Annotated in this window: 24 protein-coding genes; 3 read left to right on the top strand and 21 right to left on the bottom strand. The window is 28.1% G+C overall.

The window, feature by feature from the left end; genetic code table 11:
• Positions 1-23: 23 nt before the first annotated feature.
• Positions 24-332 carry a hypothetical protein gene (locus HF520_RS04295; protein WP_168572852.1) on the bottom strand — a complete coding sequence of 103 codons (309 nt, stop codon included), beginning with the start codon at positions 330-332 and terminating at the stop codon, positions 24-26.
• A gap of 87 nt (positions 333-419) precedes the next feature.
• The gene (locus tag HF520_RS04290; protein WP_168572851.1) at positions 420-584 is read right to left on the bottom strand and encodes a hypothetical protein; all 165 of its coding nucleotides are present in this window, start codon (positions 582-584) and stop codon (positions 420-422) included.
• A gap of 334 nt (positions 585-918) precedes the next feature.
• Between HF520_RS04290 and HF520_RS04285 the strand changes: the two genes are divergently transcribed.
• Positions 919-1,887: an alpha/beta hydrolase gene (locus tag HF520_RS04285; RefSeq protein WP_168572850.1), complete on the top strand. Its 969-nt coding sequence runs from the start codon at positions 919-921 to the stop codon at positions 1,885-1,887.
• Between the two features lie 69 nt (positions 1,888-1,956).
• Here the strand turns inward: HF520_RS04285 and HF520_RS04280 are convergent, their stop codons facing one another.
• The gene (locus HF520_RS04280) at positions 1,957-2,298 is read right to left on the bottom strand and encodes a hypothetical protein (protein ID WP_168572849.1); all 342 of its coding nucleotides are present in this window, start codon (positions 2,296-2,298) and stop codon (positions 1,957-1,959) included.
• A gap of 154 nt (positions 2,299-2,452) precedes the next feature.
• Here HF520_RS04280 and HF520_RS15480 point away from each other — a divergent pair, with 154 nt between their 5' ends.
• Positions 2,453-3,052, top strand: coding sequence for a metal-dependent hydrolase (locus HF520_RS15480; RefSeq protein WP_442970750.1), 600 nt, complete (start codon positions 2,453-2,455; stop codon positions 3,050-3,052).
• A 373-nt stretch (positions 3,053-3,425) separates the two neighbouring features.
• Here the strand turns inward: HF520_RS15480 and HF520_RS04270 are convergent, their stop codons facing one another.
• From HF520_RS04270 to HF520_RS04235, 8 genes are all read right to left on the bottom strand, one after another.
• Complete coding sequence (locus HF520_RS04270) at positions 3,426-3,614, bottom strand: asparagine synthase (protein WP_168572847.1); 189 nt, start codon at positions 3,612-3,614, stop codon at positions 3,426-3,428.
• A 269-nt stretch (positions 3,615-3,883) separates the two neighbouring features.
• Positions 3,884-4,396 carry a HugZ family pyridoxamine 5'-phosphate oxidase gene (locus HF520_RS04265; RefSeq protein WP_168572846.1) on the bottom strand — a complete coding sequence of 171 codons (513 nt, stop codon included), beginning with the start codon at positions 4,394-4,396 and terminating at the stop codon, positions 3,884-3,886.
• Positions 4,397-4,414: 18 nt separating this feature from the next.
• Positions 4,415-5,641 (bottom strand): nitrogenase component 1, encoded by a 1,227-nt coding sequence (locus tag HF520_RS04260; protein WP_168572845.1) that lies wholly within the window; start codon positions 5,639-5,641, stop codon positions 4,415-4,417.
• Positions 5,628-6,920, bottom strand: coding sequence for a nitrogenase component 1 (locus tag HF520_RS04255; protein ID WP_168572844.1), 1,293 nt, complete (start codon positions 6,918-6,920; stop codon positions 5,628-5,630). The genes HF520_RS04260 and HF520_RS04255 overlap by 14 nt, the downstream gene beginning before the upstream one ends.
• 38 nt (positions 6,921-6,958) lie before the next feature.
• The gene (locus HF520_RS04250) at positions 6,959-7,765 is read right to left on the bottom strand and encodes an ABC transporter ATP-binding protein (protein ID WP_168572843.1); all 807 of its coding nucleotides are present in this window, start codon (positions 7,763-7,765) and stop codon (positions 6,959-6,961) included.
• Between the two features lies 1 nt (position 7,766).
• Entirely contained in the window at positions 7,767-8,750 is a 984-nt protein-coding gene (locus tag HF520_RS04245; RefSeq protein ID WP_168572842.1) for a FecCD family ABC transporter permease, read from the bottom strand.
• Positions 8,751-8,752: 2 nt separating this feature from the next.
• Positions 8,753-9,643: an ABC transporter substrate-binding protein gene (locus HF520_RS04240; protein WP_168572841.1), complete on the bottom strand. Its 891-nt coding sequence runs from the start codon at positions 9,641-9,643 to the stop codon at positions 8,753-8,755.
• A 37-nt stretch (positions 9,644-9,680) separates the two neighbouring features.
• Positions 9,681-10,427 carry a nucleotide-binding protein gene (locus HF520_RS04235; protein ID WP_168572840.1) on the bottom strand — a complete coding sequence of 249 codons (747 nt, stop codon included), beginning with the start codon at positions 10,425-10,427 and terminating at the stop codon, positions 9,681-9,683.
• Positions 10,428-10,642: 215 nt separating this feature from the next.
• Here HF520_RS04235 and HF520_RS04230 point away from each other — a divergent pair, with 215 nt between their 5' ends.
• A complete protein-coding gene (locus HF520_RS04230; RefSeq protein ID WP_168572839.1) occupies positions 10,643-11,344 on the top strand; it encodes a helix-turn-helix domain-containing protein in 702 nt (233 codons plus the stop codon).
• Between the two features lie 83 nt (positions 11,345-11,427).
• On the opposite strand, the gene HF520_RS04225 is transcribed toward HF520_RS04230, so the two are convergent.
• The 10 genes from HF520_RS04225 to HF520_RS04180 form a co-directional block, all read right to left on the bottom strand.
• On the bottom strand, positions 11,428-12,219 hold the full coding sequence (locus HF520_RS04225; protein ID WP_168572838.1) for an urease accessory protein UreD: 792 nt from the start codon (positions 12,217-12,219) through the stop codon (positions 11,428-11,430).
• Position 12,220: 1 nt separating this feature from the next.
• A complete protein-coding gene (ureG, locus tag HF520_RS04220; protein WP_168572837.1) occupies positions 12,221-12,832 on the bottom strand; it encodes an urease accessory protein UreG in 612 nt (203 codons plus the stop codon).
• Positions 12,833-12,848: 16 nt separating this feature from the next.
• Positions 12,849-13,550, bottom strand: coding sequence for an urease accessory protein UreF (locus HF520_RS04215; RefSeq protein ID WP_207711026.1), 702 nt, complete (start codon positions 13,548-13,550; stop codon positions 12,849-12,851).
• Positions 13,551-13,573: 23 nt separating this feature from the next.
• Positions 13,574-14,044 (bottom strand): urease accessory protein UreE, encoded by a 471-nt coding sequence (locus tag HF520_RS04210; protein WP_168572836.1) that lies wholly within the window; start codon positions 14,042-14,044, stop codon positions 13,574-13,576.
• Between the two features lie 36 nt (positions 14,045-14,080).
• Positions 14,081-14,566, bottom strand: a complete 486-nt coding sequence (locus HF520_RS04205) for an AmiS/UreI family transporter (protein WP_168572835.1) — start codon at positions 14,564-14,566, stop codon at positions 14,081-14,083.
• Between the two features lie 74 nt (positions 14,567-14,640).
• Entirely contained in the window at positions 14,641-16,359 is a 1,719-nt protein-coding gene (gene ureC / locus HF520_RS04200) for an urease subunit alpha (RefSeq protein ID WP_168572834.1), read from the bottom strand.
• Between the two features lie 29 nt (positions 16,360-16,388).
• Positions 16,389-16,745 carry an urease subunit beta gene (gene ureB, locus HF520_RS04195; RefSeq protein WP_168572833.1) on the bottom strand — a complete coding sequence of 119 codons (357 nt, stop codon included), beginning with the start codon at positions 16,743-16,745 and terminating at the stop codon, positions 16,389-16,391.
• 21 nt (positions 16,746-16,766) lie between these two features.
• Entirely contained in the window at positions 16,767-17,069 is a 303-nt protein-coding gene (ureA, locus tag HF520_RS04190) for an urease subunit gamma (protein WP_168572832.1), read from the bottom strand.
• A 502-nt stretch (positions 17,070-17,571) separates the two neighbouring features.
• On the bottom strand, positions 17,572-18,708 hold the full coding sequence (locus HF520_RS04185) for an SLC13 family permease (RefSeq protein ID WP_207711025.1): 1,137 nt from the start codon (positions 18,706-18,708) through the stop codon (positions 17,572-17,574).
• 220 nt (positions 18,709-18,928) lie between these two features.
• Positions 18,929-24,673, bottom strand: coding sequence for an NPCBM/NEW2 domain-containing protein (locus tag HF520_RS04180; protein ID WP_168572831.1), 5,745 nt, complete (start codon positions 24,671-24,673; stop codon positions 18,929-18,931).
• Between the last annotated feature and the right edge of the window lie 105 nt (positions 24,674-24,778).

The following is a 24,778-nucleotide window of genomic DNA, read 5'->3' as shown; positions in this document are numbered from 1 at the left end:
CCTTTTCTTTTTATCTTGATGCCCTATTTAATTCTTCCATTGTGTACTTTTCCAGTAGAGTGCTCTGTTGCTAAGAATTTTATTCCTAAGAATACTTCCATATTTTCTTCTATTATATTTTGTAGATTCTTTTCTAGTTGCATGGATGTTCCTTCTATTTCTTCTACTTCGTCTTTTATTTTAAATAGATATATATTTTTGTATTTTCCTACCATTGTTATTTGATTTGACACTTGGAATTTGTTTTTTATCCAGCTTTTTGTGTCTAGAAATTCTATGTATACTTCGCTACCACCTTCTCTTTCTAGTATAAATTTATCTCTTAGTATCACTACATTTTTGATTACTGTTTTTCCTGCTATATATCTTGTGATACGTTCAAATCCTATTTATCTCAAATATTAAGCTCTTTCCTATAGTTATAAAACCTTACATACTCCTCCACACTCTAAGCATACAAGGTCTGGTTGTTTATCATCACTTATTTGTACTGATATACTTTTACATTTTTCACATTTTAATTTATATACATTCCCGCTCTTTAATAAATTTCCTATTAGTTTGTTTTCTTTTTTTATTTCCATTTTATCCCCCTATGATGTTAATTCTTATATCTATTATAACAAATAGAATATATAATTTACATAAATTTAATCCTAGTTTTATGACTCAATATTTTCTTTTACAGCTATTTGGGATATTAAAGGTTTAGGATATTTAATATCCATATCTTAGAATTCAAAGCATTGAAATTACTAATGGATATTTTTAAATTTTAACTATCATGAAACAAGCTAATATAACCTATTATTTCAATATCTTTATCTGAAAGATTAAATTTTTATAAAAAACTGTATATATAACTATTTAACAATATATCTAGTTCTGATAAAATATATAAAAATAAGGGAGGTCGCTATGAATAAAAGTGAATTTTACTTTAAAAGTAATAAAGATTCTTTAGATATACATGTATACAAATGGGATCCTATAGATATAAATCCAATAGGTGTTGTTCAAATCGCCCATGGAATGTCTGAAACAGCAATAAGATACGAGTATTTTGCAAAACAGCTTACTCAAAATGGATATATTGTATATATAAATGACCACAGAGGTCATGGTATGACAGCTAAAACAACTGATAAAGTTGGATATTTAGCAGAAAAAGATGGATTCTCATATCTTGTTGATGATATGAATACACTTAGTAAAATAATAAAAAAAGAAAATCCAAATCTACCTTTATTCCTATTCGGTCATAGCATGGGCTCCTTTGCTAGTCAAAGATATATCATGGATCATGCCAATAACTTAGATGGATTAATCTTATCTGGTTCTAACGGTAAGCATGGTGTAATTCTTAAAATAGGTGAGAAATTTATCTTACATAAAATAAAAAAACATGGAAGGCTATATAGAAGTAAGCAACTTGATAATCTATTCTTTGGAGGTAATAATAAAAAACTTAAATCCCCTAGAACAGAATTTGATTGGTTAAGCAGAGATGAAAAAGAAGTAGATAAGTACATAAATGACCCTTTCTGTGGAGTTTTATTTACTTGTGGTTTTTTCTATGACTTCGTAAAGGGATTACAAGAAATAGAAGATAAAGATAAGTTAAAAAATATACCTCTTGATTTACCAATATATATTTTATCTGGAGATGAAGATCCAGTTGGTAAAAATGGAAAAGGTGTTCTTAGATTAAGAGATCAATACATTAATTTAGGAGTAAAAAATGTTTCTTGCACACTTTATAAAGGTGGTAGACATGAAATGCTAAATGAAACAAATAAAGATGAAGTTATAGAAAATATTTTAAAATGGCTTCATTCTAAGAATTTATCTTTTTCAAATGAAGAAGACAAAAGGTGTGCCTTTTAACTAAGGCTCACCTTTTTTTACCTTCTATCTAAAAAAATAACTCTATCATATTCTAGATTATAAAAACATTTAATAAATTCCTATTATTTTTCCTATAATCAATATTAAATTATCAATTTCTATTAATATTGCTGGTGAGTACTCTATTAACCATACAGGTATTTTATATATCATCGATATTTTAACTATTATTGATAGTAAAAAGTTATTGATATCTTCATTATCCGTTAGTGCTTCTGCTATTTCTTCTACTTTATTTTTATCATCATCCTTATCTTTTTCTGTATTTCTCTTAATTCCTATTCTTGGTGTGATATGATATATAAAGTTTTGATTTGGAGTTTTATATCCATTAATTTTACTTTTCATATCTTTATCAAAAATTATTGTTTTTCTAAGTATTTTTACCACACCCTTTCTCAGTTATGTTAAATCTATATTCTATTTTTAATTAGTAAATTACTCATTATATTTATCTTTCTAATAATCTATATGATGTATTTAGGTTAACACTTATTCAGTCCTTATCATTTAAATAACCTAATATGAATATTATTTATTGGAGGTGATTTTAATAACATATAAAACTCATAGCGCAGGTGGATTTTTTATAGGTACATTATTCATCGCAATCCCTTTTAAATATATACTTATTAACTACAGTATACTTCAAATCCTCATATTATTAATATTATATATATACTCATTAGATATAGGCTCCCTTTTTCCTGATATAGATCATCCACAGTCCTATTTAGGTAAAAGATATTCACTTATATCAAACCTCATTCATAAAAAGTTTTCTCATAGAGGATTTACCCATAGCTTATTATTTATATATCTATTGATTTTTCTATCCTTAGTTTTTAATCTTTCTATTAGACTTTTTTATCATTCATTTTATGCTTATTTCAAAATTTACATATTTTCAATTCAAATTGGATTTATTTTAGGGTGTATATCTCATATTTTCTTTGATATGTTTAATCCTACAGGAGTGTATTTATTATATCCCCATATGAAAAAATATAGACTTCCTCTAGCTCCTAAGATAATTATAAATACTCCTGATGAAAAACAACTTTGTGAGTATTTATCTATATTAAGTTCTATTTTATCATTTGTATATTTCTATGTGGTTATAAAGAGTTTTAGTTTTTTATAAATATTCTAATAATTAAAGAATTGCATGAATAATGAATAATGAATAATGAACTATAAACATAACTGTACCTTAGGAATTTTAACATTTGAAAATCCCAGGTACAGTTATTTATTAAATTAATCTTAATTATTTATTTTCTAAATTACCAATTCTTTTTCCTGTTCAGAAACTTTATCATTTGTTAATTTATTTTTTTCTGACAACTATTATAATAATTATTAATATTAAAATTACAGGAATTACGCCTAATAAAAATGTAATAAATACTTGAAAGAAAGGTCCATCTATAATTGATATTTCCAATCCATCTATTTCTTAATTACTTTACAATATATATCAACTTCTAACTTTGCTTATATTATACCTTTTATAATTATTCTTTTAACATATCTATTGTACCTAATGCAATATGAGCAATACCAGCTCCTACTAATAAAGCTCCTGTCATATTTGCATAATCTCTAGATCTAAATCTTCTTTCTTTAGATTGATTAACATCTACTGATAAACCCGCCATTGTTACTGCTATTCCTAATGTAACAGGTATTAAACCTTTTTTCATAATGTAGTACCTCCTTAATATGAATTTAATATTATTCTTTTCATTAAAGAGTTTATTATAATATGAAATATATTACTATTTTTAAATTATAAGTAAATGTATTTTTCATTATATAATTTAATTAATATTATTATTAGATCTTATAAGTTTACTATGCATATTTATTAAATTAATACAATCTCTTTGAAAATAAAAAAGATGACTCCTAATTAATATAGAAGTCATCTATCGATATATATTACCTCTGAGGCTCTTTTATATTATATTCCTTACTTATGTTCCATCATTTCTTTCATCTTCTCACTTGACATACCATGTCCCTTTTGGTTATCTATTCCAGTTACTTGAGTATACTCTACTTTTCCATCTACAAACTTAATTTCATAAGCTTGACCAAATCCTTTTACAAGTCTTCCAGATTTTATATCTAATTCAAACATATCAAAGTCCATTTTCTTAAACATTGACATCATTTTAGATTCATGAAGTTCATCAAATTTAGCAAATATTTCATCGCTAACTGAGTCTAAAATATTTGCTTCACAAGTAAATGATATTCTAGTTCTTGCAAATATTGTTTTGCATACACTTTCATCTTCTATAATCATTACACTACAATCATGATTATCTCTTAAGTTATAGTAGTGGTTTGTAACTTTGCTTAAGTATAGATAAATTTTGTTATTCATCATTACAAATGGTGCATAACTTATCTCTGGATTTTTGTCACTTCCTAGTGAACTTATTACTAAGCTTTTTTGATTTTTTAATAAATTTTCCATATTATTGTCCTTCTATTTTTATAGTCTTATATTTAATATATTTTCTATAATCCATAAGCACCCTCTAAAACCTATATAAGGTGTATATGGATATATGTTTATCCTATTTAAGTTTGGATTACTCACTTGTAAATCAAATTTTGAATTATGTTTCATATCTAAAGTAACACCATCAGCTAATAACATTAATAGCTCCGTTTCCTTTAAGTACTTCATTCTTGATAATTCATCCGAACTTACTATTATAGATTTATCTTCACAATCTGTCTTGTAAAGTATTTGCTTTCTATCAACTTCTATTCCTAACTCTTCTAATAACGCACTCATCCCAACAACAATATCATAATCACCAAATATTGCAGCTGTTTTGTTTTCTTTGTAGAAATAGAACTTACGTTTAACTGAAAACATATGATTTTTAACACTTTCTATCTCTTTATTTAAGTTATTTTCATTTATATTCCATGAAGTTATATTCTTTACAGTTTCAATAAATTTAATAGTATTATTTAGCCCGTACATATTTACATATATATATGGAATACCAAATTTTTCTTCCATAAGTTTAGCTGCTTTTAGCGCTTCTTTTTTTATAACTATGTTTAAAGATGCAATTGATGCTCTTTCTATATCTTCTATAGTTGTATACGCTGTAAATATTGTGTTTACTTTTTTATCAAATATAACGTCCATCATTCTTTCTAACTCAGATACATCTGATAAAAAGTTATATTTATCTATATTTGAACCAAGTATATTATAAGTTTGTGTTGACTGTTTTACATTTAATTCTTCTTTAGTTTTTACTAAGTTCTCTATAAGAAGTGTAAGTGCATTCTCAACACCTACATTATAATCATCTTTAAGCCCTGCAGTAGTTATTGGTATAAGTATAGCTTCTACCTTATCTTTTAATGTAGTACATACACTTTTAATATCTGCACCTATTACGGCTGATACAGAAGATGCCATTATAAATATATATTTTGGCTTTATATTCTCATCAACTTCTAATATAGATTGTTCTAATCTATCATATTTACCAAAAGTAATATCATTTTGGTCCATATGAGTTGAGTATATTTTAGCCTTATCTTCACCATTTAAACTCCCAACTACTTCTATTCCGTAGTGAGTAGTCCCTGCTGGTCCAAATTCTATAATACAAGCACCTTCTATTGAGGAAAGCGTCCAGATCATCCCCATTCTATCGCTTGCTACTGGAAAATATTTACATACTTGCACTCATCATCCCTCCCATCTTAGTATTTTGTTCTAGTGAAAATAGCTTTATTATGCTTTCCATAATACCAATTGGAAGCTCATATCCAATTTTCTGTGCATGTTCATCTAGAGTTATTTGCATAAGTCCATTTTGTCTCAATAATATAGGACTTTCATGACCTATATATACATCTCCTCCAATTTCTTTATATAACGATCTAAGAGGAGCAATATTTGCAATTCTACTTATATATGGATTAAATCCTTTTTTAGATATATTTTCCTTATAAATCATATCTTGATCATATAATTCTCTAACTTGTACAAATACTGGTTCCATACCTAAATCGCTTAAGAAATCAACAGTTTCAAATGCCATCATAGGAGTATTTCCATATACCAATTTCTTATTATTAACTAATTGTGTACAAGTCTTAAATAATTCATCGTATTTTTCTATTTCACTCTTAAGGCTATCAAGTAAGTTAATCCCTAATATTTCACCTAACTTTTCATAATTTCTACTTATAGTTTCTTTGTTCATGTGTTTGTCAAAATAAATATAATCTATATCAAATTTTTTCTTCATAGACTTAGCTAAATCTAGTGCTATCATATCCGTTACTATGTTTAACTTAGCTTTTGATGCATTTTTTATGTCTTCTATGTTACACTTTGAAGGAATTACTGTGTTTATAGATACTCCATTATTAGTAAGTAACTTTACAAGTTCTGTTTTTTCAACATCTTTTTGTCTATGACCTAATATATTTATACCTTCTTTTTCTTTGAATTTTTTCATAGCAGAACTTAATACTTTTAATGAACGACTCATCCCCGGGATATGACTATTACAAGTAAAATGATCTGTATTTACGACAAATACTGGTATATTGAATTCATCTTCTAATATATAAGAAAGTGATGTATAGTCTTCTCCTATAAGTTCTGGAACACAAGTAGAAACTATCATTATTGCATCAGGTTCTTCTATTTCTATAATCTGCTTTACAGCATTTTTAACTTTTTTCTCAGCTGAAAATACTACATCATTTTCTTTTATAGCAACTGAGTACACACTATCGTTACCACTTTGTCTATGATATGCAAAGTTTTTAGTGTAGTAAGTACATTCACTAGTTCCTACTACTACTAAAGGCATATTTTTTATATATGAAGCAGTTAAAGCCACACCAAATAATGGACAATGTGTACCTGGAAAAACTGCATGAGATAGTGATTTTATATCTTTATCTTCCTTTATTTCATTAAGCCTTTTTAAAATATCTAAAGTATACATACTTCTCCCTTTCTTTTTAAGTAATCGTTTCAATGTATTTAAGCACCAATTAAGTCATTCTCCTTACATCTTATAGTCTGTATCGGATGAACTCTTGGTCTATTGCTTATTGGGTCATTGTCTATATCACACTCAACTCTATATACATTTTTAATCATCTCATGATTTATAATATCTTGTGGATTTCCATCTGCAACGATATTGCCATTTTTCATAATAACAAGCCTATCACTGTACTTACTTGCTTGATTTAAATCATGTAATACCATAACAATTGTTATACCAAATTTTTTATTTATATCTCTTACAAGCTCCATAAGTTCTAATTGGTGAGATATATCAAGATAAGTTGTTGGCTCATCAAGGAATAATATTTCCGATTTTTGACATAAAGCTTGTGCAAGATAAGCCCTTTGTCTTTCTCCTCCAGATAGGTAACTTATAGATCTATTTTTATATTTAGTAAGACCTACATTCTCTATTGCCCAATCTACTATTTCTTGATCTTCTTTATTTTTTGTTTCATACCATTTTTTATGAGGCATTCTTCCAAAATAAACAAGTTGTTCAACACTAATATCATTAGGAGCATTATTATGTTGTGATAATAAGCATAATTTTTGTGAAATATATTTATTTTTCAAGCTACTTAGATTCTTATCATTCAGGTATATATCACCATGTTTAGGCTTTATCATTCTTGATAAGGTCTTAAGTAATGTACTCTTTCCACATCCATTTGGCCCTAGTACTGAAACTATTTGACCTTTTTCTATATGAATACTTAAATCTTCAATTATTATTTTTTCTTCATATCCAACTTTCAAATTTTCTGCTTTTATCATTTTAATAATTACCTCTCTTTCTTAGTAAATATAAGAAAAATGGTCCTCCTACTATAGACATAATTACACCTACAGGTATTTCTATAGCTCCTCCAACAGTTCTTGCTAAAGTATCCGCTACTAAAAGAACTATTGCTCCAAATATAATACTAAATGGTATAGTGTACTTATGGTCACTTCCCATAAGCATTCTACCTATATGTGGTACTATAAGTCCCACAAAGCTTACAACACCGACTACTGCCGTTGTAGTCGCAGCTAAAAATACTGCAACTACTGATATTGATAATCTCGTAAAAGTAACATTAAATCCTAAATTTTTGGCTGCATCATCACCTAGTTGAAGCACATTAGCACTTCTAATTAAAAGTAATGATATTATTAAACCTATTATTGAATAAACTATAATCATCTCTACATCCAACCATGTTTTCGTTGCTAAGCTACCATTTAACCAAAGCATAGCACTTTGAATTCTTTCACTATACATAGTTGATATATAGCTTATTACTCCTCCTAAAATTGTATTTACGGCAACTCCAGCAAGAACAATTCTACCTGGCTGAAGTCCATTTTTCCATGCCATAAGGTAGACTATAAAGCACGCTATAGATCCACCTATAAATGCAAAAATAGGAAGTACATTAGTGTAAGCTGGAGATAATAGAAGTATTATTATTGCCATAACACTTGCTCCCGTTGATACACCTGTAATTCCTGGATCTGCTAGAGAGTTCTTCATAACAGATTGTAAAAGTAATCCTGATACAGCTAAATTTGCACCTACAATTGCTGCTAGTATATTTCTTGGCAATCTCATTTTATAAACTATTGTAGTTACAATTTTGTTGTCATCATTTATAAGTGCACTAAATATCTCACTTAAACTTAAATCTACACTACCTACAGTCGATAATAATACTAAAAGAATAGCTAGGGTGATGGCACCCATAGCTAATATTGTTGCTTTTTTATTTATTTTCATATTTACTCACCGTATAATATGTCACCTAAAGTTGTTATAGCTTCAGTTATTTTTAAGTTTGCTGATACATTAAATATATTTGAATCTAAATCTACAACTTTATTATTTTTTACTGCATCAAGTTCTGCATAAACTGGATTTTTATCAAAAGCGCTATCAAAAGCTTTTTTAGTTTCTTCTACATCACCATGTGCAAATCTTAATATATAATCAGGATTTTGTTCTAATATTTGTTCTAAACTAAATTGTATATAAGGAGAGTTAACATCACCTAATTTACTAGATATGTTTGTTGCACCTACAGCTTTAGCTAAATCTCCTAAGTAAGAAGTTTCTGTAGCTAACATGAAGTTTTCTCCAGAACCAAAGAATATTGCAACAGTTGGTGACTTATCACCTTTTATTTTAGCTACTTCTTTTTCACTTTCTTTTAAAGTTTCTATAAGTTCTTTAGCTTCGTCTTCTCTCCCTACTTCTTTACCTAATTCTTCTATACTAGATATAAAATTTGTATATGTTGTAGTATCTATAAAGAAAGTATTTAAATCATACTCTTTCATACTCTCTTCTACTTTTTCTTTGAATGACTTATCCATTACAAATACATCTGGTTCAAGTGATGCCACTACTTCTAAGTCTGGATTCATAGACTGACCTACTTCAGGCAATCCTTTTAACCCTTCTGGCATTTCTAATTTAGTTGTTGGTATACCTATAACCTCTGCTCCTATAGCGTCAAGTACTTGACTTGCTGCTACTGATGCTGCAACTACTGTTTTGCTTTCTTCTTTAGTAGCTGCATCTACCTCTTCATTAGTAGTTTTTGATGAACTGCACCCTGTTAAAAACAATGCTGATACCATTAAAATTGATGCTAATTTTTTTAATTTCATAATATTTCCTCCTAATAATTTGACTAGTTTTTTATAATTATACTTTCATTATTTTTCTTGCTAAATCCATATAAATATTTGACATTTCACTGTCACGATCTTGTTCTATAACTGTTTTCCCATCATTTTCTGCTATTTGTACAATACCATTTCTTGGTATATAATGAAAAACTTGAGATTCTATTTCTTTAGCTAAATTATTTACTAAAGTTTCTTCATTCTCTACGTTTTTAGCATTTAATATAATTCCTTTTAAAGATGCATAACCTCTTTTTTTGAATTGATTAACAGCTACTGATATATTACTTGCCGCGTACATAGACATCATTTCTCCTGAAGTAACAATATATACTTCCTCTGCATATCCATTTCTTATTGGCATGGAGAATCCTCCACATACTACATCCCCTAGTACATCATAGATTACAATATCTGGCTTATACACCTCAAATGCATCTAATTCTTCTAGTTTTTCAAATGCAGCAATTATCCCTCTTCCTGCACACCCAACACCAGGAGTAGGTCCTCCTGCTTCTACACAAAGTACACCATTATATCCTTCAAAGACAATATCAGAAAGTTCTAGGTCATCACCTTTATCATTCATAATATCAAGTACAGTGTCTATGAATTTTCCCTTCATTAAATTTTTAGTTGAATCTGCCTTTGGATCACATCCAATTTGCATTACCTTATATCCTAAATGTGATAATGCTGCTGATAAATTTGAAGTAGTAGTAGATTTACCTATTCCACCTTTTCCATAAATAGCAATTTTCTTCATTGATATTTCCCTCACACTCATTTTCTTTTGATAATAATTTTCATTTACTATTTAATTTTATAACTTTTATTTACTAAAAGCTTTAAATATATTTACTTCTTTTGTAACTATATTGATAATAATTATCATTTACATGTTTTTATGATATAATTTATACAATACTTTAGTTAAAATTTGTAAATTGGTATTATAAAAAAATTAGATTGGTGGTAGATATGAATAATTTAGAAGTAATATTAAGAGATTTTTTTGATTGTGTCTATATACCTATAAGGTATACAAATGATAAATTTAAATTAATATATACGGTAAAATCTTCTTCTAGTATAGATAAGTTTATTGATAAAGTTAATCTTTATAAGGATATAAAGGAAAGTACAGAACAAGTTATAAAACTTACATATTATAATAATGTACATTTTATAATTATACCAATTTTAGATAAGTACCCTAATGGATATTTTATAGCTGGGCCTTTTAAATCTGGTCCTATTGATATAGATGTTGATATGCCTTTTAAACCATTTTACTGTATTGATTATATTTCAAATATATTAAGGTCAATAATAAAAGAAAATCTAAAACAAAAATCTTATTTTAGTGAGTATATATTCAATTCTATATCTTATATTCATAATAACTATAGTGATGATATAAAAATAGATGATTTATGCTCTTATTTAAATATTAATAAAAGCTATTTTTGTAGATTATTTAAAAAAGAAGTGGGCTATACTTTTTCAAACTTTTTAAATAAATTTAGAGTTGAAAAAAGTAAGGATTTTTTATCTAATAAGGATTACTCTATCTTAGATGTTGCAATGTTGGTTGGGTATAATAATCATAATTATTATAGTAGCTTATTTAAGAAGTTTAATAATGTTACACCTATTGATTATAGAAAAAACTGCATGTAGTATATATATTCAATTAAAAATAAGTGCTAGTTATACTAGCACTTATTTTTTGATTATCTGTATTGAATAACTTGTTTATTTTATTATAATTGTACAAAGTCGCTTATTTTTTCACTTATTCTTGTAAGCTGCTGGGCACTATGTCCAAAAATTTTAACATTTATATCATTACTTTGAGTTAAGGTTGCTCCTCCATCTACTTCATCACTATTATCTATAATTTCTCTGATAAAATCTAATTTTTCATTAGAATTATCAAAGTTACATATTAATATATTTGCTAGATGGCTATACCCTTCAAACATTCCTAATCCGTTCATATCAATACTTGAAGGGCTATAAATAGTATTATCAACATAAACTAATTTATCAAGACAACTTACCTCAATATATGATTTATAATACTTATATTCAAACTTTTCACCACTGGCTACTCTTCCGCAACTTATAATATCTGTTAGTATAAGTTTTGATGACTCATCTTTTAAAACTATATTCATATTGCTATTAAAAGCTGAGTCTTTAAAGGGAATAGTTGGTAGAGGATTATATTTTAATACACTGTTACTTCCAACAAAAATCTTACAATCTCTTGATGCATCTTTGTCTTCCATTTTATGAATTTTTTCATAAGATTGAGAAGTCACTTCTATTTTTGTATTATCATTTACAGTTATATGGTACTTATGTATATCTCCTTGCATAATTCCAGCTGATGAAGACATAACAATAACTTTTATCGATCCATCCTCATTATAAAAAGGTGGTGATACCTTAAATGGTGCAGTAAAGTAAACATTATCAAGTATTGTTTTATTATCTTTATTTAGAGTTGTTATATCTACTATTGAATTTTTTATATATTTATTACTCATATTATTTTATACCTTCAAGTAAAACATTTGATTTTATCCACTCTACTATCTTGTCAACACCTTCTACTCCTCTTACATTTGTAAACATAAAAGGCTTATCTCCTCTCATTTTTCTTGAGTCTCTATCCATAACTTCTAAACTAAATCCAACAAAAGGTGCTAAGTCGATTTTATTTATAACTAATAAGTCAGAACGAGTAATACCAGGTCCACCTTTACGAGGTATTTTATCTCCTTCAGCTACATCTATTACAAATATTGTTGAATCCGATAACTCTGGGCTAAATGTTGCTGATAGATTATCTCCTCCACTTTCAATAAATATAATATCAAGATCAGGGAATTTTTCAACTAATTCATCTACAGCCTCTAAGTTCATAGATGCATCCTCACGAATAGCTGTGTGAGGACAACCTCCTGTTTCAACACCTATTATTCTTTCTCTTGGTAATACACTGTTTTTTGATAAAAATTCAGCATCTTCCTTTGTATATATATCATTAGTGATTACTCCTATGCTGTAATCCTTACTCATTAATCTTACTAAACACTCTATTAAGGCAGTTTTTCCTGAACCTACAGGACCTGCTACTCCGATTTTTACATATGACATTTTTAATTCCCCCTTATTATGACATGTACAGTCTAGAATACAGTGTTTCATGTTGCATACATCTAATATCAAAGCCTGGCGTTGATAAACAAAGATCTTTCAAAGAAAGATTTGGAAGTATATTAAGTACCTCTTCAAATACTTTATAGCTTTTGTATAATAATTGTTGCCCTTGAGTTTGACTAAGTGGAATAGTTTTTACACAAGTAGTTATAGCTGCTGATGTATATGAATATAAAAATCCTTCTATAGCTTTCATTTTTTCTATTCCTACTGATGCACAAAATACTCCATATGCAACTGAATGAGTATGCTGTATTTCTTTGTTGTCTTTTATATAATTATTGAATATCTCACTTTTAGCTTTTATGTTTATTGACTCTAAAGTCTTTATAAATCTTGAACCTAGCTTTTGTGATGCTAATCTTATCTCTTTTGGTATTTTACTAGCATTTATTATCTCTTCAAGTTTGATTATTTCTTTTAAATTGTTTTCCTTAGCATAATCATAAGCTAAGTATATAGATAAAAGCTCAGTATATAATACATTTGTTTTTAAGCAAGATCTTATATAATTAAAAGCTGTATCTACATCTTTTACTAATTCTTTTTGTATATAAGTTTCTAATCCATAAGAATGACTATAAGCCCCTATTGGAAATAATGAGTCGTTAATTTGAAGTAATAGAAATATGTTTTCATCTATAATCTTATTCATTTTATTTTCCTCAAAACTCCATCTTAATGATGGTGAGCATTAATAGATGATGATATACTTTTATCAAAGTCAAATTTAACTACTTTTTCTTCTACAGATATACCTAATTTTTCTATCATAGCCTTCATCGGTTCATCAAATATTGTTATAAATTGATTATCATTATCTCCTCTAAATAAAGTAGCATGCTTATTTCCTATTTCATAACATAACTTAGGTATTAAGCTGCTATCATCAACATTTATTACTAACGCTTTTGCCGGTGGTATATTCACTGCAATTACAGTATCATCATATACCCCTAATACATCTCCTTGTTTAAGTCCTCTAGTTAGTATATTATTGTCTAGTTTGATTCCTACTTCTAATCCATTTTTACTAACTTTTTTATGTAACTTTTTAAATGCCTCATGCCACTCTATGTCAACATAGTCTACTTTTTTATTAGCAAACTCTAAGTCATTTACATTGCCTATAATTTTTTCTAATATCATATTTAAATCCCCCATTCTATAATTATGTCATAAATTTTAATGCCACATATTTAAAAGCATTAGAACCCCTGGAATCCAAGCTGTAAATATACCTTCAAATATGGATAAGTATGGGACATATTTCTCTAAATTTTTCTTACATACATTTTCTAAGAATCCTGTAAACCATAGAATTCCCCATAGTATCCATATTATTGCCATCTTCCAATCTCCATTATTGTAGTCAACAAATGCAAATGGAACTGTATTGATTGCAACAAATAAGCTATACCAACCAAAAGGTCTTTGGTCTAATTTATAGATTCCATTTATTGCTACAAATAAATATGTGAATCCAAATAATAATCCTGTTCCTGCTGAATAATAATCTCCTTTAACAATAGAAATAATATTTATTGCTACTGATAAAAGCCCTGTAAATATATTCATTACTGAAGATGACTTAGAATCTATATTATATATTCTTGTTATACCATTGTTGATTAAAACCATACCTACATACAATAAACAAACACCTAGCATAAAGTTTCCTCCTATATAATTATCTTAAAGGAACTTCTCTAAAAAAGTAGAGATAGTCCCTTTAATCTCATTGTTTAAAATAAGTTATATAATTGTGCTAAAGGTAACTCGCTAACTGGTTCACATGTTAAAAGTACATCGTCTGCTTTTACTACATAACTTTCAGGATCAACTGTAATTTCTGGTGTAGCATTATTTAACACCATATCTTTTTTGCCTATATTTCTACAATTTTCAACTGGTAGTACTTTCTTCTTAAGGTCTAAGTTTTCTTTAACTCCATTTTTGTAAGCATATTTTGAAACAAAAGTTATACATGTATCGTATTTTGCACTTCCATGAGCTCCAAACATCTGTCTATACATAGCTGGCTCTGGAGTTGGTATAGATGCCCCAGGGTCTCCAGTTTTAGCTCCAACTACCATTCCACCCTTAAGTATCATTTCTGGTTTAATTCCAAAGAATGCTGGCTTCCAAATGACTAAGTCTGCAAATTTACCTTCTTCAACTGAGCCTACATACTTTGATATACCATGTGCTATTGCTGGATTTATAGTATATTTAGCAATGTATCTTCTTACTCTGTAGTTATCATTTCCTTCACTATCTTCTGGCAATGGCCCTCTTTGATTCTTCATCTTATGTGCAGCTTGCCATGTACGAGTTATAACTTCTCCAACTCTTCCCATTGCTTGAGAGTCAGAACTCATTATACTAAATACTCCTAAATCTTGTAGTACATCTTCTGCTGCTATTGTCTCTGGACGTATTCTTGAATCTGCAAAGGCTACATCTTCTTCTATTTTTTTATCTAAATGGTGACATACCATTAGCATATCTAAATGTTCATCTATTGTATTTGTAGTATAAGGCATGGTTGGATTTGTTGAAGCAGGTAGTATATTACTATACGAAGCTGCTTTTATTATATCTGGTGAATGTCCTCCACCTGCGCCTTCTGTATGGAATGTATGTATAGTTCTTCCACCAATTGCATTCATTGTATCTTCTATACATCCACCTTCATTAAGAGTGTCTGTATGTATAGCTACTTGAACATCATATTCATCTGCAACTGATAGACATGTATCTATTACTTTTGGAGTTGCGCCCCAATCTTCATGTATTTTAAGGCCTATAACGCCTGATTTGATTTGCTCAATTATTGGCTCTTTACTTGAACAGTTTCCTTTTCCAAATATACCAAAATTCATAGGATATTCTTCTAGTGATCTAAGTACTCTTTCTATATTCCAAGGTCCTGGTGTACATGTAGTCGCATTGGTTCCATCTGTTGGACCAGTCCCTCCTCCTATCATAGTAGTTATACCACTGTATAAAGCAGTATCTACTTGTTGTGGTGATATTAAATGTATATGTGTGTCTATACCTCCAGCAGTAACCATAAGACCTTCTGCTGATATTGCTTCTGTAGATGCTCCGACTACCATATTAGGAGTAACACCATCCATAATATCCGGATTTCCTGCTTTTCCTATTCCAACTATATTTCCATTTTTTATTCCTATATCAGCTTTTACTATACCTGTGCTATCAACTATAAGAGCATTAGTTATTACTAAATCTAAAGCTCCATTTTCACTAGTTATATTTACGCATTGGCCCATACCATCTCGTACAGTCTTTCCTCCACCAAATTTCATTTCATCTCCATAAGTGGTATAATCTTTCTCAACTTCTATAATTAAATCAGTATCAGCAAGTCTTACTTTATCTCCAACTGTTGGACCAAACATACTTGCATATTTTTTTGCAGATATTTTATAGCTCATCTGTATCTCCCTCCTTATCAAATAATTTTTTAAAATCCTTTTAATCTAGCAGTTTCCAAAGATTTTTTAATACTGCTTTCATCAATATGACCTTCTGTTAGTCCATTTAGTCCGTACACTATTTTATTTCCTCCTAATTCGACTAACTCTATTTCTTTTTCTTCTCCGGGCTCAAATCTGATAGATGTTCCTGAAGGTATATTTAGTCTCATTCCAAATGCACTTTCTCTATTAAATTTTAGTAATTTATTTACTTCAAAAAAGTGAAAATGAGAACCAACTTGAATTGGTCTATCTCCAATATTTGCAACTTTAATAGTTAGAACTCTTTTTCCTTCATTTAAAATTATTTCTCTATCTTTAGTAATAATTTCTCCTGGTATCATTACATTTTTCTCCTTTTCTATTTACTGTATAGGGTTATGTACTGTTACTAACTTAGTTCCATCTGGAAATGTAGCTTCAATTTGAACTTCATCTATCATTTCACTTACTCCATCCATTACATCATCTTTAGTAAGAAGTTTTGTACCTAAATTCATTAAGTCTGTAACAGACTTTCCTTCTCTTGCTAGTTCTAATAACTCTGCGCTTATATATGCTACAGCTTCTATATAGTTAAGCTTTATGCCTCTTTGCCTTCTTTTATTTGCCAACTCTCCTGCATAATGTAGCATAAGTTTTTCCATTTCTCTCGGTGTAATTCGCATAGTATTATCCCCCTTTTTTATAGTATTACATTAAATTATATTGACTAAAAAATATCACAGATATTTTGCTTCAATATTAAAATTAAGCATCATTGATAAGGTGTTTAATTTTGATACTAATATTAAGAAACTTTTAATAATTAGTCAATAAAGATTTATATATTAATTTTTTTTATATAATGTAACTATTTTTTCAGCATAATATTACATTATTCATTTTTCTTCTGTATTAAATTCGACAAAATATTCTCACTCTAAATCACTTTCGACATATAATTTTTTTAAAATTTTTTATGATAAATTCATTAAATTGTAGATAAAGTATTAATATAAATATACTTCGTAAACGTATTCCTAATTTGTTTTATATTTATTCTTGTTTTATAAAAAATAAGGAGTCGTATATATCGACTCCTTATTTTTTATCTTTTATTTATGTTATTTTCATATAAATATTTAATAGTTCAAAACTATATATTAACTTTAATTTCAGTTATATTTTTTAAAATATAAATAAATATATTATCGGTACAAAAATTGCAAGTCCTAATAAGTTATATAAATTAAACTTTCTCAAATATTTATCATTCTTTTCTCTGAACTCACCTGTATAAATCTTATAAGAAATAACACTTGCAAGAGATGCTATTAATGTACCCATACCACCTATGTTTACTCCTAATAATAGTTCTTTAAAATGCCCTGTAAACCCTGATAAAAGCATAGTGGCAGGTACATTACTAATAACCTGACTTGCTAAAATACTAGATATAAATGTAGACTTTTCACTATTTAGTATATTTTCCATAAAACTTCTAACTACATCCATTGTAGATATATTTCCTATAAATATAAAAAATCCTATAAATGTAATTAATAAAGAATAATCAATCTCTTTAAATAGTTTTTTATTTAATATTATTACAGTAATTATAGTTACTGCAAAAGTGATTTTATAATCTACAATATGAAAAACTGATAATAATATAATTCCAAATAGTAATGAAAATAAAATAACATCTCTTTTATTTTCTATAATAACATCTGATAGATCTAAATTTAGCTTCATCTTCTTATCTTTTAATATAAGAGTTGATAAAAACACTATTGCTAAAATAACTATTGGCACAGTTATTTTAAAGAAGTCTAAAGGACTTAAATTATAATATGAGTATATAAATAGGTTTTGAGGGTTACCCATTGGTGTAAAGCTACTTCCGAGATTTGCTGCAAGAGTTTGGAAAATAACTATTTTTAGTACGTCTATATTTGCTTTTTTCGCTATAACTATACTAAGTGGTACAAATGTAATAAGGGCCACATCGTTAGTTACTATCATTGATGCTATAAATGTAATAAATATTAGTGCAAATGATATTGATGTGTATGTATTACATTTTTTTAGAAGTCCAATAGCTATATTATCTAAAACTTTAAGCTCTTTAAAAGCTGCTACTACTATCATAAGGTTAAATAATAATATTAATACTTTAAAATCTATATATGATAGTTTTGGAGTAGAAATAAGTGAGCTAGTTATTGCAAGTACTGTAGCTATAACTAGTACTATTTCTTTTTTTAGAAACTCTATAAACGAGTTTTGTTTCTTTAGTTGATGCGTTTGAATATTTTGTGTCATATTTTTCTCCATATCATTAATTTTACTATAAAAATTTTACACTATTATTTTGTTAATTTCAAACTAAATAATATGATATTCATAGTTATTAAGTCAATATAATTTTCTTAAGCGTAAAAATTGCATGTAGTATTGATTTTACTACATGCAATCCTTAATAAATATATACAAACTATGAATTCTTACAACATTATGATATTTTTATAAATATATATTTAAATTATTGTATATTAAATAAATACAACATTACACCATCAAAATCTTTATCTTCAAACAATACATGAACACCATAAAGTCCTTTATCTAAGCCTTCTGTACTTATTTCAAATTCACCTTTGGCACTTTCTTCTCTAATTACATTTCCATCTTTATCAAAAAGCTTTATAGTACTAGCTACATTATTTCCTTCTCTATTATATATCGTAGAATCCCCTATAACCTTACCATTAGAAATAGTCAAATTTCCTACTGGTATATACTGTTGTCTTGCATCTAATGTTTTAAGTTTATCTAAGTTTGCTAATGGTCTTAAATCTTTAACTTCATTATAGTTCATTTCTAAAGTTTCTAAATTTATAGCATGTTCCATACCTGTTAAGTCAGCAACACCAGATAATCTTAAAGTAGTTAAACTACGCATATCACCTAAAGTTATATCACCAGTTTTATTTAACTGTGTTTGAATAGACTTAACTAATCGTTTATCTGGTAAGTTTACAACATCATTTAAGTCAACCTCTACTAAAGAATTTATTACACTATTCAATTCTTCTATGGCAGCATTTATTGTGTTTTGGTCTTTAGAAAGTAACGCTTCTTCTCCTTTTGATATTGCATTTTGTAAAGATTTTATAGATTCTTGAGTATAATTATTTAAATCTAAACTTTTAGCTTCTTCTAAGATTGTTTTTAATTCTGTTGTGTCATACTCAGCTATATTGCAAAATCTTGCATTTGCCCAATCTGCATGATCCCAATTATTTCCATTATCTGCTACATCTACTACTAGTTTAACCTCACTAGAGTCTCTAACATCAACAACTAAACGTTGTTTTGGAGTATCAACTCTCATTACATCTGTTTGTGCCTTTAACTTTCCATCAACAAATACTTTAAATACAACACTAGATGTAGTCTTATCTGATACATATTGGTCTACTCCTACCCAAGTATCAAATATATCATAACCTTCTGAGTTATAAACTATTTCTGAGTATGAGTGAGTACCTATACCTTTAGCAAAGGTTTCAACAGACTTATCTTCATTTAAAAGTCTTATTGCGTTGTTACTTACCGCTCTATCTTTTCTTACAGAACCTGAACCTATAGTTGCAGATTTCCAATTTAAGTCAGATAATTGAGTTTCTTTATCTATAACTGCTACAATTCTTGAATGTTCAGAATTTAATCCATCACTATCTGTTACAGTATATACTATTGTGAATACTCCTGACTTACCTTCAACAAAGTCTGAAGATTTTATTTTTACTTTAGATGTTAGGTTTCCATCCTCAATATCTGTTGCAACTATACCTTCCATTAAATTTACATTATCATCCATGCTATATGCTATATTTTCACCTTTAATAACTGGTCTTGAAGATATAGTAGCTAATTTAGCATCTCCCCAACTTGCATGGTCTGATTCATTTCCATTTCCAGCATCCTCTACTATTAATTTAAGCTCTTTTGCATCTTTCACATCTACCTTAACATATTTTTGAGATGTTAAGCCGTACATTACTCCACTATTGAATTTTTCTTCTCCATCAACTAAGACTTTAAAAATAATTGATGCAGCTGATTTAGATGATGACGCCTTATCAACACCTATATAAGATTCAAAGTAGTCATAATCCTTACCTTCTAAGTCGTATGTATATTCAGCATTGGCATGAATACCTAATCCTTTTTTATAATCAATAGTTTGTCCATTTCTTGTAAGTCCGATCGTTCCACCACTTATACTCTTATCTTTTCTCACAGTTCCCCATCCATTTGTAGCTGATTTAGGATTTAAATCACTTATGTAATGTTTCTTACTTACTACATTAACTTTAGAAGTTGCAGTATACTCATTCCCTTTATTATCTTCTAAACTATAAACTATTTCATACTCTCCAACCTTAGAAGTATCTACATTATTTGATTTTACTTTTACAGAATCTATTAATGAGTTACCTTTTATATCACTTGCTATAACATATTCTTTCTCTTCAAAATTTTCACCTAATTCTAAAGTAATTATTGGATTTGAAGATAAAGTAGGTTGTATTGCATTTACTTCTATTTCATCTAATGTATTTAACTTTCTATCATATGGCGTTATAACGTATACTCCCTCATCATCTAAGTTAGAGTTAGTGTCAACAAAACTTTCCTTAGAAGTAAATCCTATATATTTTCCATCTTTACGTATTTCATATCCAAGTATATTGTCTTTATTTTCATCGTCTATTGCAAATGAAAGTTTTATATTCCCATTTGAAGCACTTGTACTTACTGATACCTTTGCATTTTCAGTAAATCCATTACCTTTGTAGTTCATTGCTAAGTCATTTAAGTAATAAATCTTTTTATCAGGTTTTGGATATTTAGCTAACTCATCTTTAACATCAGAATCAACACGTATACCATGTCTTGCAAAGAATTCAGATAAATCTAATTGCATAGCATCTGATGCTGCTACTACCCAAGACTTATAAATGTCTTCTCTACTAGTATTTCCAAAATTTTTCTCTCTATATTGTTGCTCAAATTTTCCATAGAAAGTATTATCATATAAATATAACTGCCATAATGGAGCTAATTGAGCTAAATGTGTACTATCAGCAGTATTATATAACTCATTGTTAGAATAATCATCTAAACCTACTTTAGGATAAGTGTTATTTTCCCATATATTTTGCTCACTTATTCTTGTTTTTGTTTTAAATTTAGATTCAAAGAATAAAGGCATTATATTATTAGTAACTTCTGATATAATTCTTCCACTTGTGTCAAAGTTATGACCAAGTTCATGAGCGACTCCCCATCCTCTATCTGCATTAAGTATAGTATCTTGATTACCTGGTCTTATACCAATAACACCATTTGCTGCATTCATGAATGCTCCACCGCTAAGGTTTTTAACCATTGGCATTATTCTGAAATCAAAATCTGAGTGTAATTCTTTTGAATTATCAAATCCCCAAAATTCCATTGCATCAGATATATAATCATCCCATTGCTCAGCAGTATATTTTGGAGTTTTGTTATTTTTCTTATACCAGTCTAATGCATATGTAGCTTCTGTAAAACATAATGATTTGTTAGAGCTAACTGCAAAAATATTTGGCGTAGTATCTGGATCTTCTTCAATCTTAGCAACATATTCTTCTAATTCTTTCATTACTGTTTCTTCATCTGATTTTCCTAATACAAATACAGGATACTTACTAGCTCCTTCTATTCTTACCTTTGGTGCTCTTGTTTGATTATCACTTTTATAGTTTGTAAAATATAATTCTCCACCTTGTATAACACTCTCAGGGATTCCATTTCCCTCATAACTTACTTCTGGTATAGTTATTTCATTTTTACCAGGCTTTAGCTGGAAGCTTACTGCTCCACCGTGTTGTGTTAATGATTGTTTGTATAATAATACTGGAGTAGGATCACCTTCTGCTACATCAACATATACATTTATCTTATCTCCAGGTCTAGCAGATAATCCAGTTATTTGCCAATCTTGGAATCTCCACATTTTTCTTTTTACAGACTCATTTATTGAATCTCCTCTCATTTCTAATTCAAATACATCTTCTTGCTTTGGATTAGAAATTAATGACTTAGCTAATTCTATAGATTCTCTAAAGTCTTCATATAATGGATGAGTTTTTGCTTTTTCTTCAAATGCATTTATTTTTTCTGTACTATTAAATTCTTTGCTAACTTCACTCATAGTACCATCTGTAAATAATTTAGGTATTGATGAATATATTTCATCAGTCTTATAAAACATTATTTCATTTAGAGTTGCAGAGTTTTGTTTAGATTTTTTAAATTTAAATTTAATTCTCTTAAATTCTGTCGGTTTAAACCTAGCTTCGACTAATCCGCTAGTAGCTTCATGTGTACCAGTAGCAACTAATTTATATGTGTCACCTTTACTTGTTCTTGAAGCATATATTTCAATTTCTTCTGCAAATCCCTTTAAATCACTTTGTCTTGAACCATAAACTACTCTATCAAGTGTTACTAAATCATTAAATTCAACTTCAACTTCATTAGTAAAAGAGCTCGTATTTAATGTTCCAGTTTCCCAGTAAGTATCTACATTATCATCTATGGCTTTATCAATACTTTGTGATAAGTACTGTTTTCCATTATTTTTTATTGATTTTATATCGCTATATGCTACTTTATATTCATTATTATAATCTTCATTAAGGTTATAATTTATTTTTCCTAATGTTGCTTTAGTAGGACTCTCAGGAGTTTCAGTTAAAATAGCTTTAGCATTATTTATACCTTCTTTGTATAAATCATACAATGGATGATCTTTTAATTCATCTTCAAAGTTATTTAATTTTTCTAATGTATTAAACTCTTCAGATACTTTGTTCATACTTGAATCTGTGAATAATCTATCATACTTTTCACTTAATTCATCTTGTTTATAAAATCTAAATTCTGCTACGAAAGGTCTATCTATAACAGACTTTGTAAACTTAAACTTTAATCTCTTGAACTTTGTAGGATTAAATTTAAATTCTAAAAAATCATTTGTACTTGTAGCACTCCCATATGCAACTTTTTGGAATGTTTCACCCTTTGATGTTTCTGATGCATATATTTCAAACTCTTCTGGGAATCCCTTTCTATTCTCTCTAGCTAAAAATGCTACTCTATCTAAAACTACTGCTTCATCAAAAGTAAACACTACTTCATTAGTAAAATCTGAACTATTATTCTTATTAGTTTCCCAATGAGTTTCAGTTTTATCATCTATCATATACTCTAACTTTGAGTTATAGTATGTTCCTCCATTAGAACTTATATTTGATATATTAGAATTTGACATTCTAAATAATTTGCTATATTCATTATCTTTCTCATTACTTATATGATAAGCTTCTAACTTAGATACTTTTGCTTCTGTCGCTTCTATTTTATTATTTTCTAATATTATCTTAGCATCTTCTATAGATTCTTTAAAGTTTTCATATAATGGATGATTCTTTACTTCTTCTTCAAACTTATTAATCTTGTCAATGCTATTAAATTCCTCACTAACTTGGCTTAAAGTGTCATCTGTAAATAAACCTTTTATTTTATCACTTATTTTATCTTCTTTATAGAACATAAACTCTGATGCTGAAGCCCAGTCTTGACTAGCCTTCTTAAATTTAAATTTTAATCTTTTAAAGTCAGTTGAATCAAATTTTATCTCAACTAAATCTTTCGTTGAACCTGTGTACTCCCCAGTACTTACTAATCTAAAATCATCTCCTTCTTCTGTAAGAGAAGCATATATTTCAAATTCTTGTGCAAAACCTTTTCCACTTGAAATATCTTTTCTTGCAGCGTATACAATACGATTTAGATTAGCTATTTCATTAAATGTAAATACTACTTCATTTGTAAACTCTGAACTATTAGGTTTTCCTGTTTCCCAATGGGTATTTAGATTTTCATCTATAGCTTTATCTATAGTAGAACTTGCATATTTCCCACCATTATTAGTTATAGATTTTATGTTTGAATTGTCCATTTTAAATACTTCATTATAAGCATTTAATTTATCATCGTTATATAAGTCAAATTTACTTATAACTGCTTGATTTACTTCATTAGTATATTCGACTTTTACACTAGATTCTTTGGCATTTTTTACTTCATCTGCTAAGACTTCTATAGTCGTAGCCGAAAGATTTGTGATTATTGCAGCCATTGTTATAGCTGCTATTTTTTTCTTATGCATTTTTCTCCCTCCTAAATTTACATCCTAGAAGTACATTAATCATATTATTTAAGTTGTAAATAATAAAAAAGCTACTCTAAAAGAGTAGCTACCTAAATTTAATTC

Source organism: Romboutsia sp. CE17 (assembly GCF_012317385.1).
In the GTDB taxonomy this organism is placed as follows: Bacteria; Bacillota; Clostridia; order Peptostreptococcales; family Peptostreptococcaceae; genus Romboutsia_E.
The sequence above is the reverse complement of the archived record's forward strand: the minus strand, read 5'-3'. Positions and strand labels throughout refer to the sequence as shown.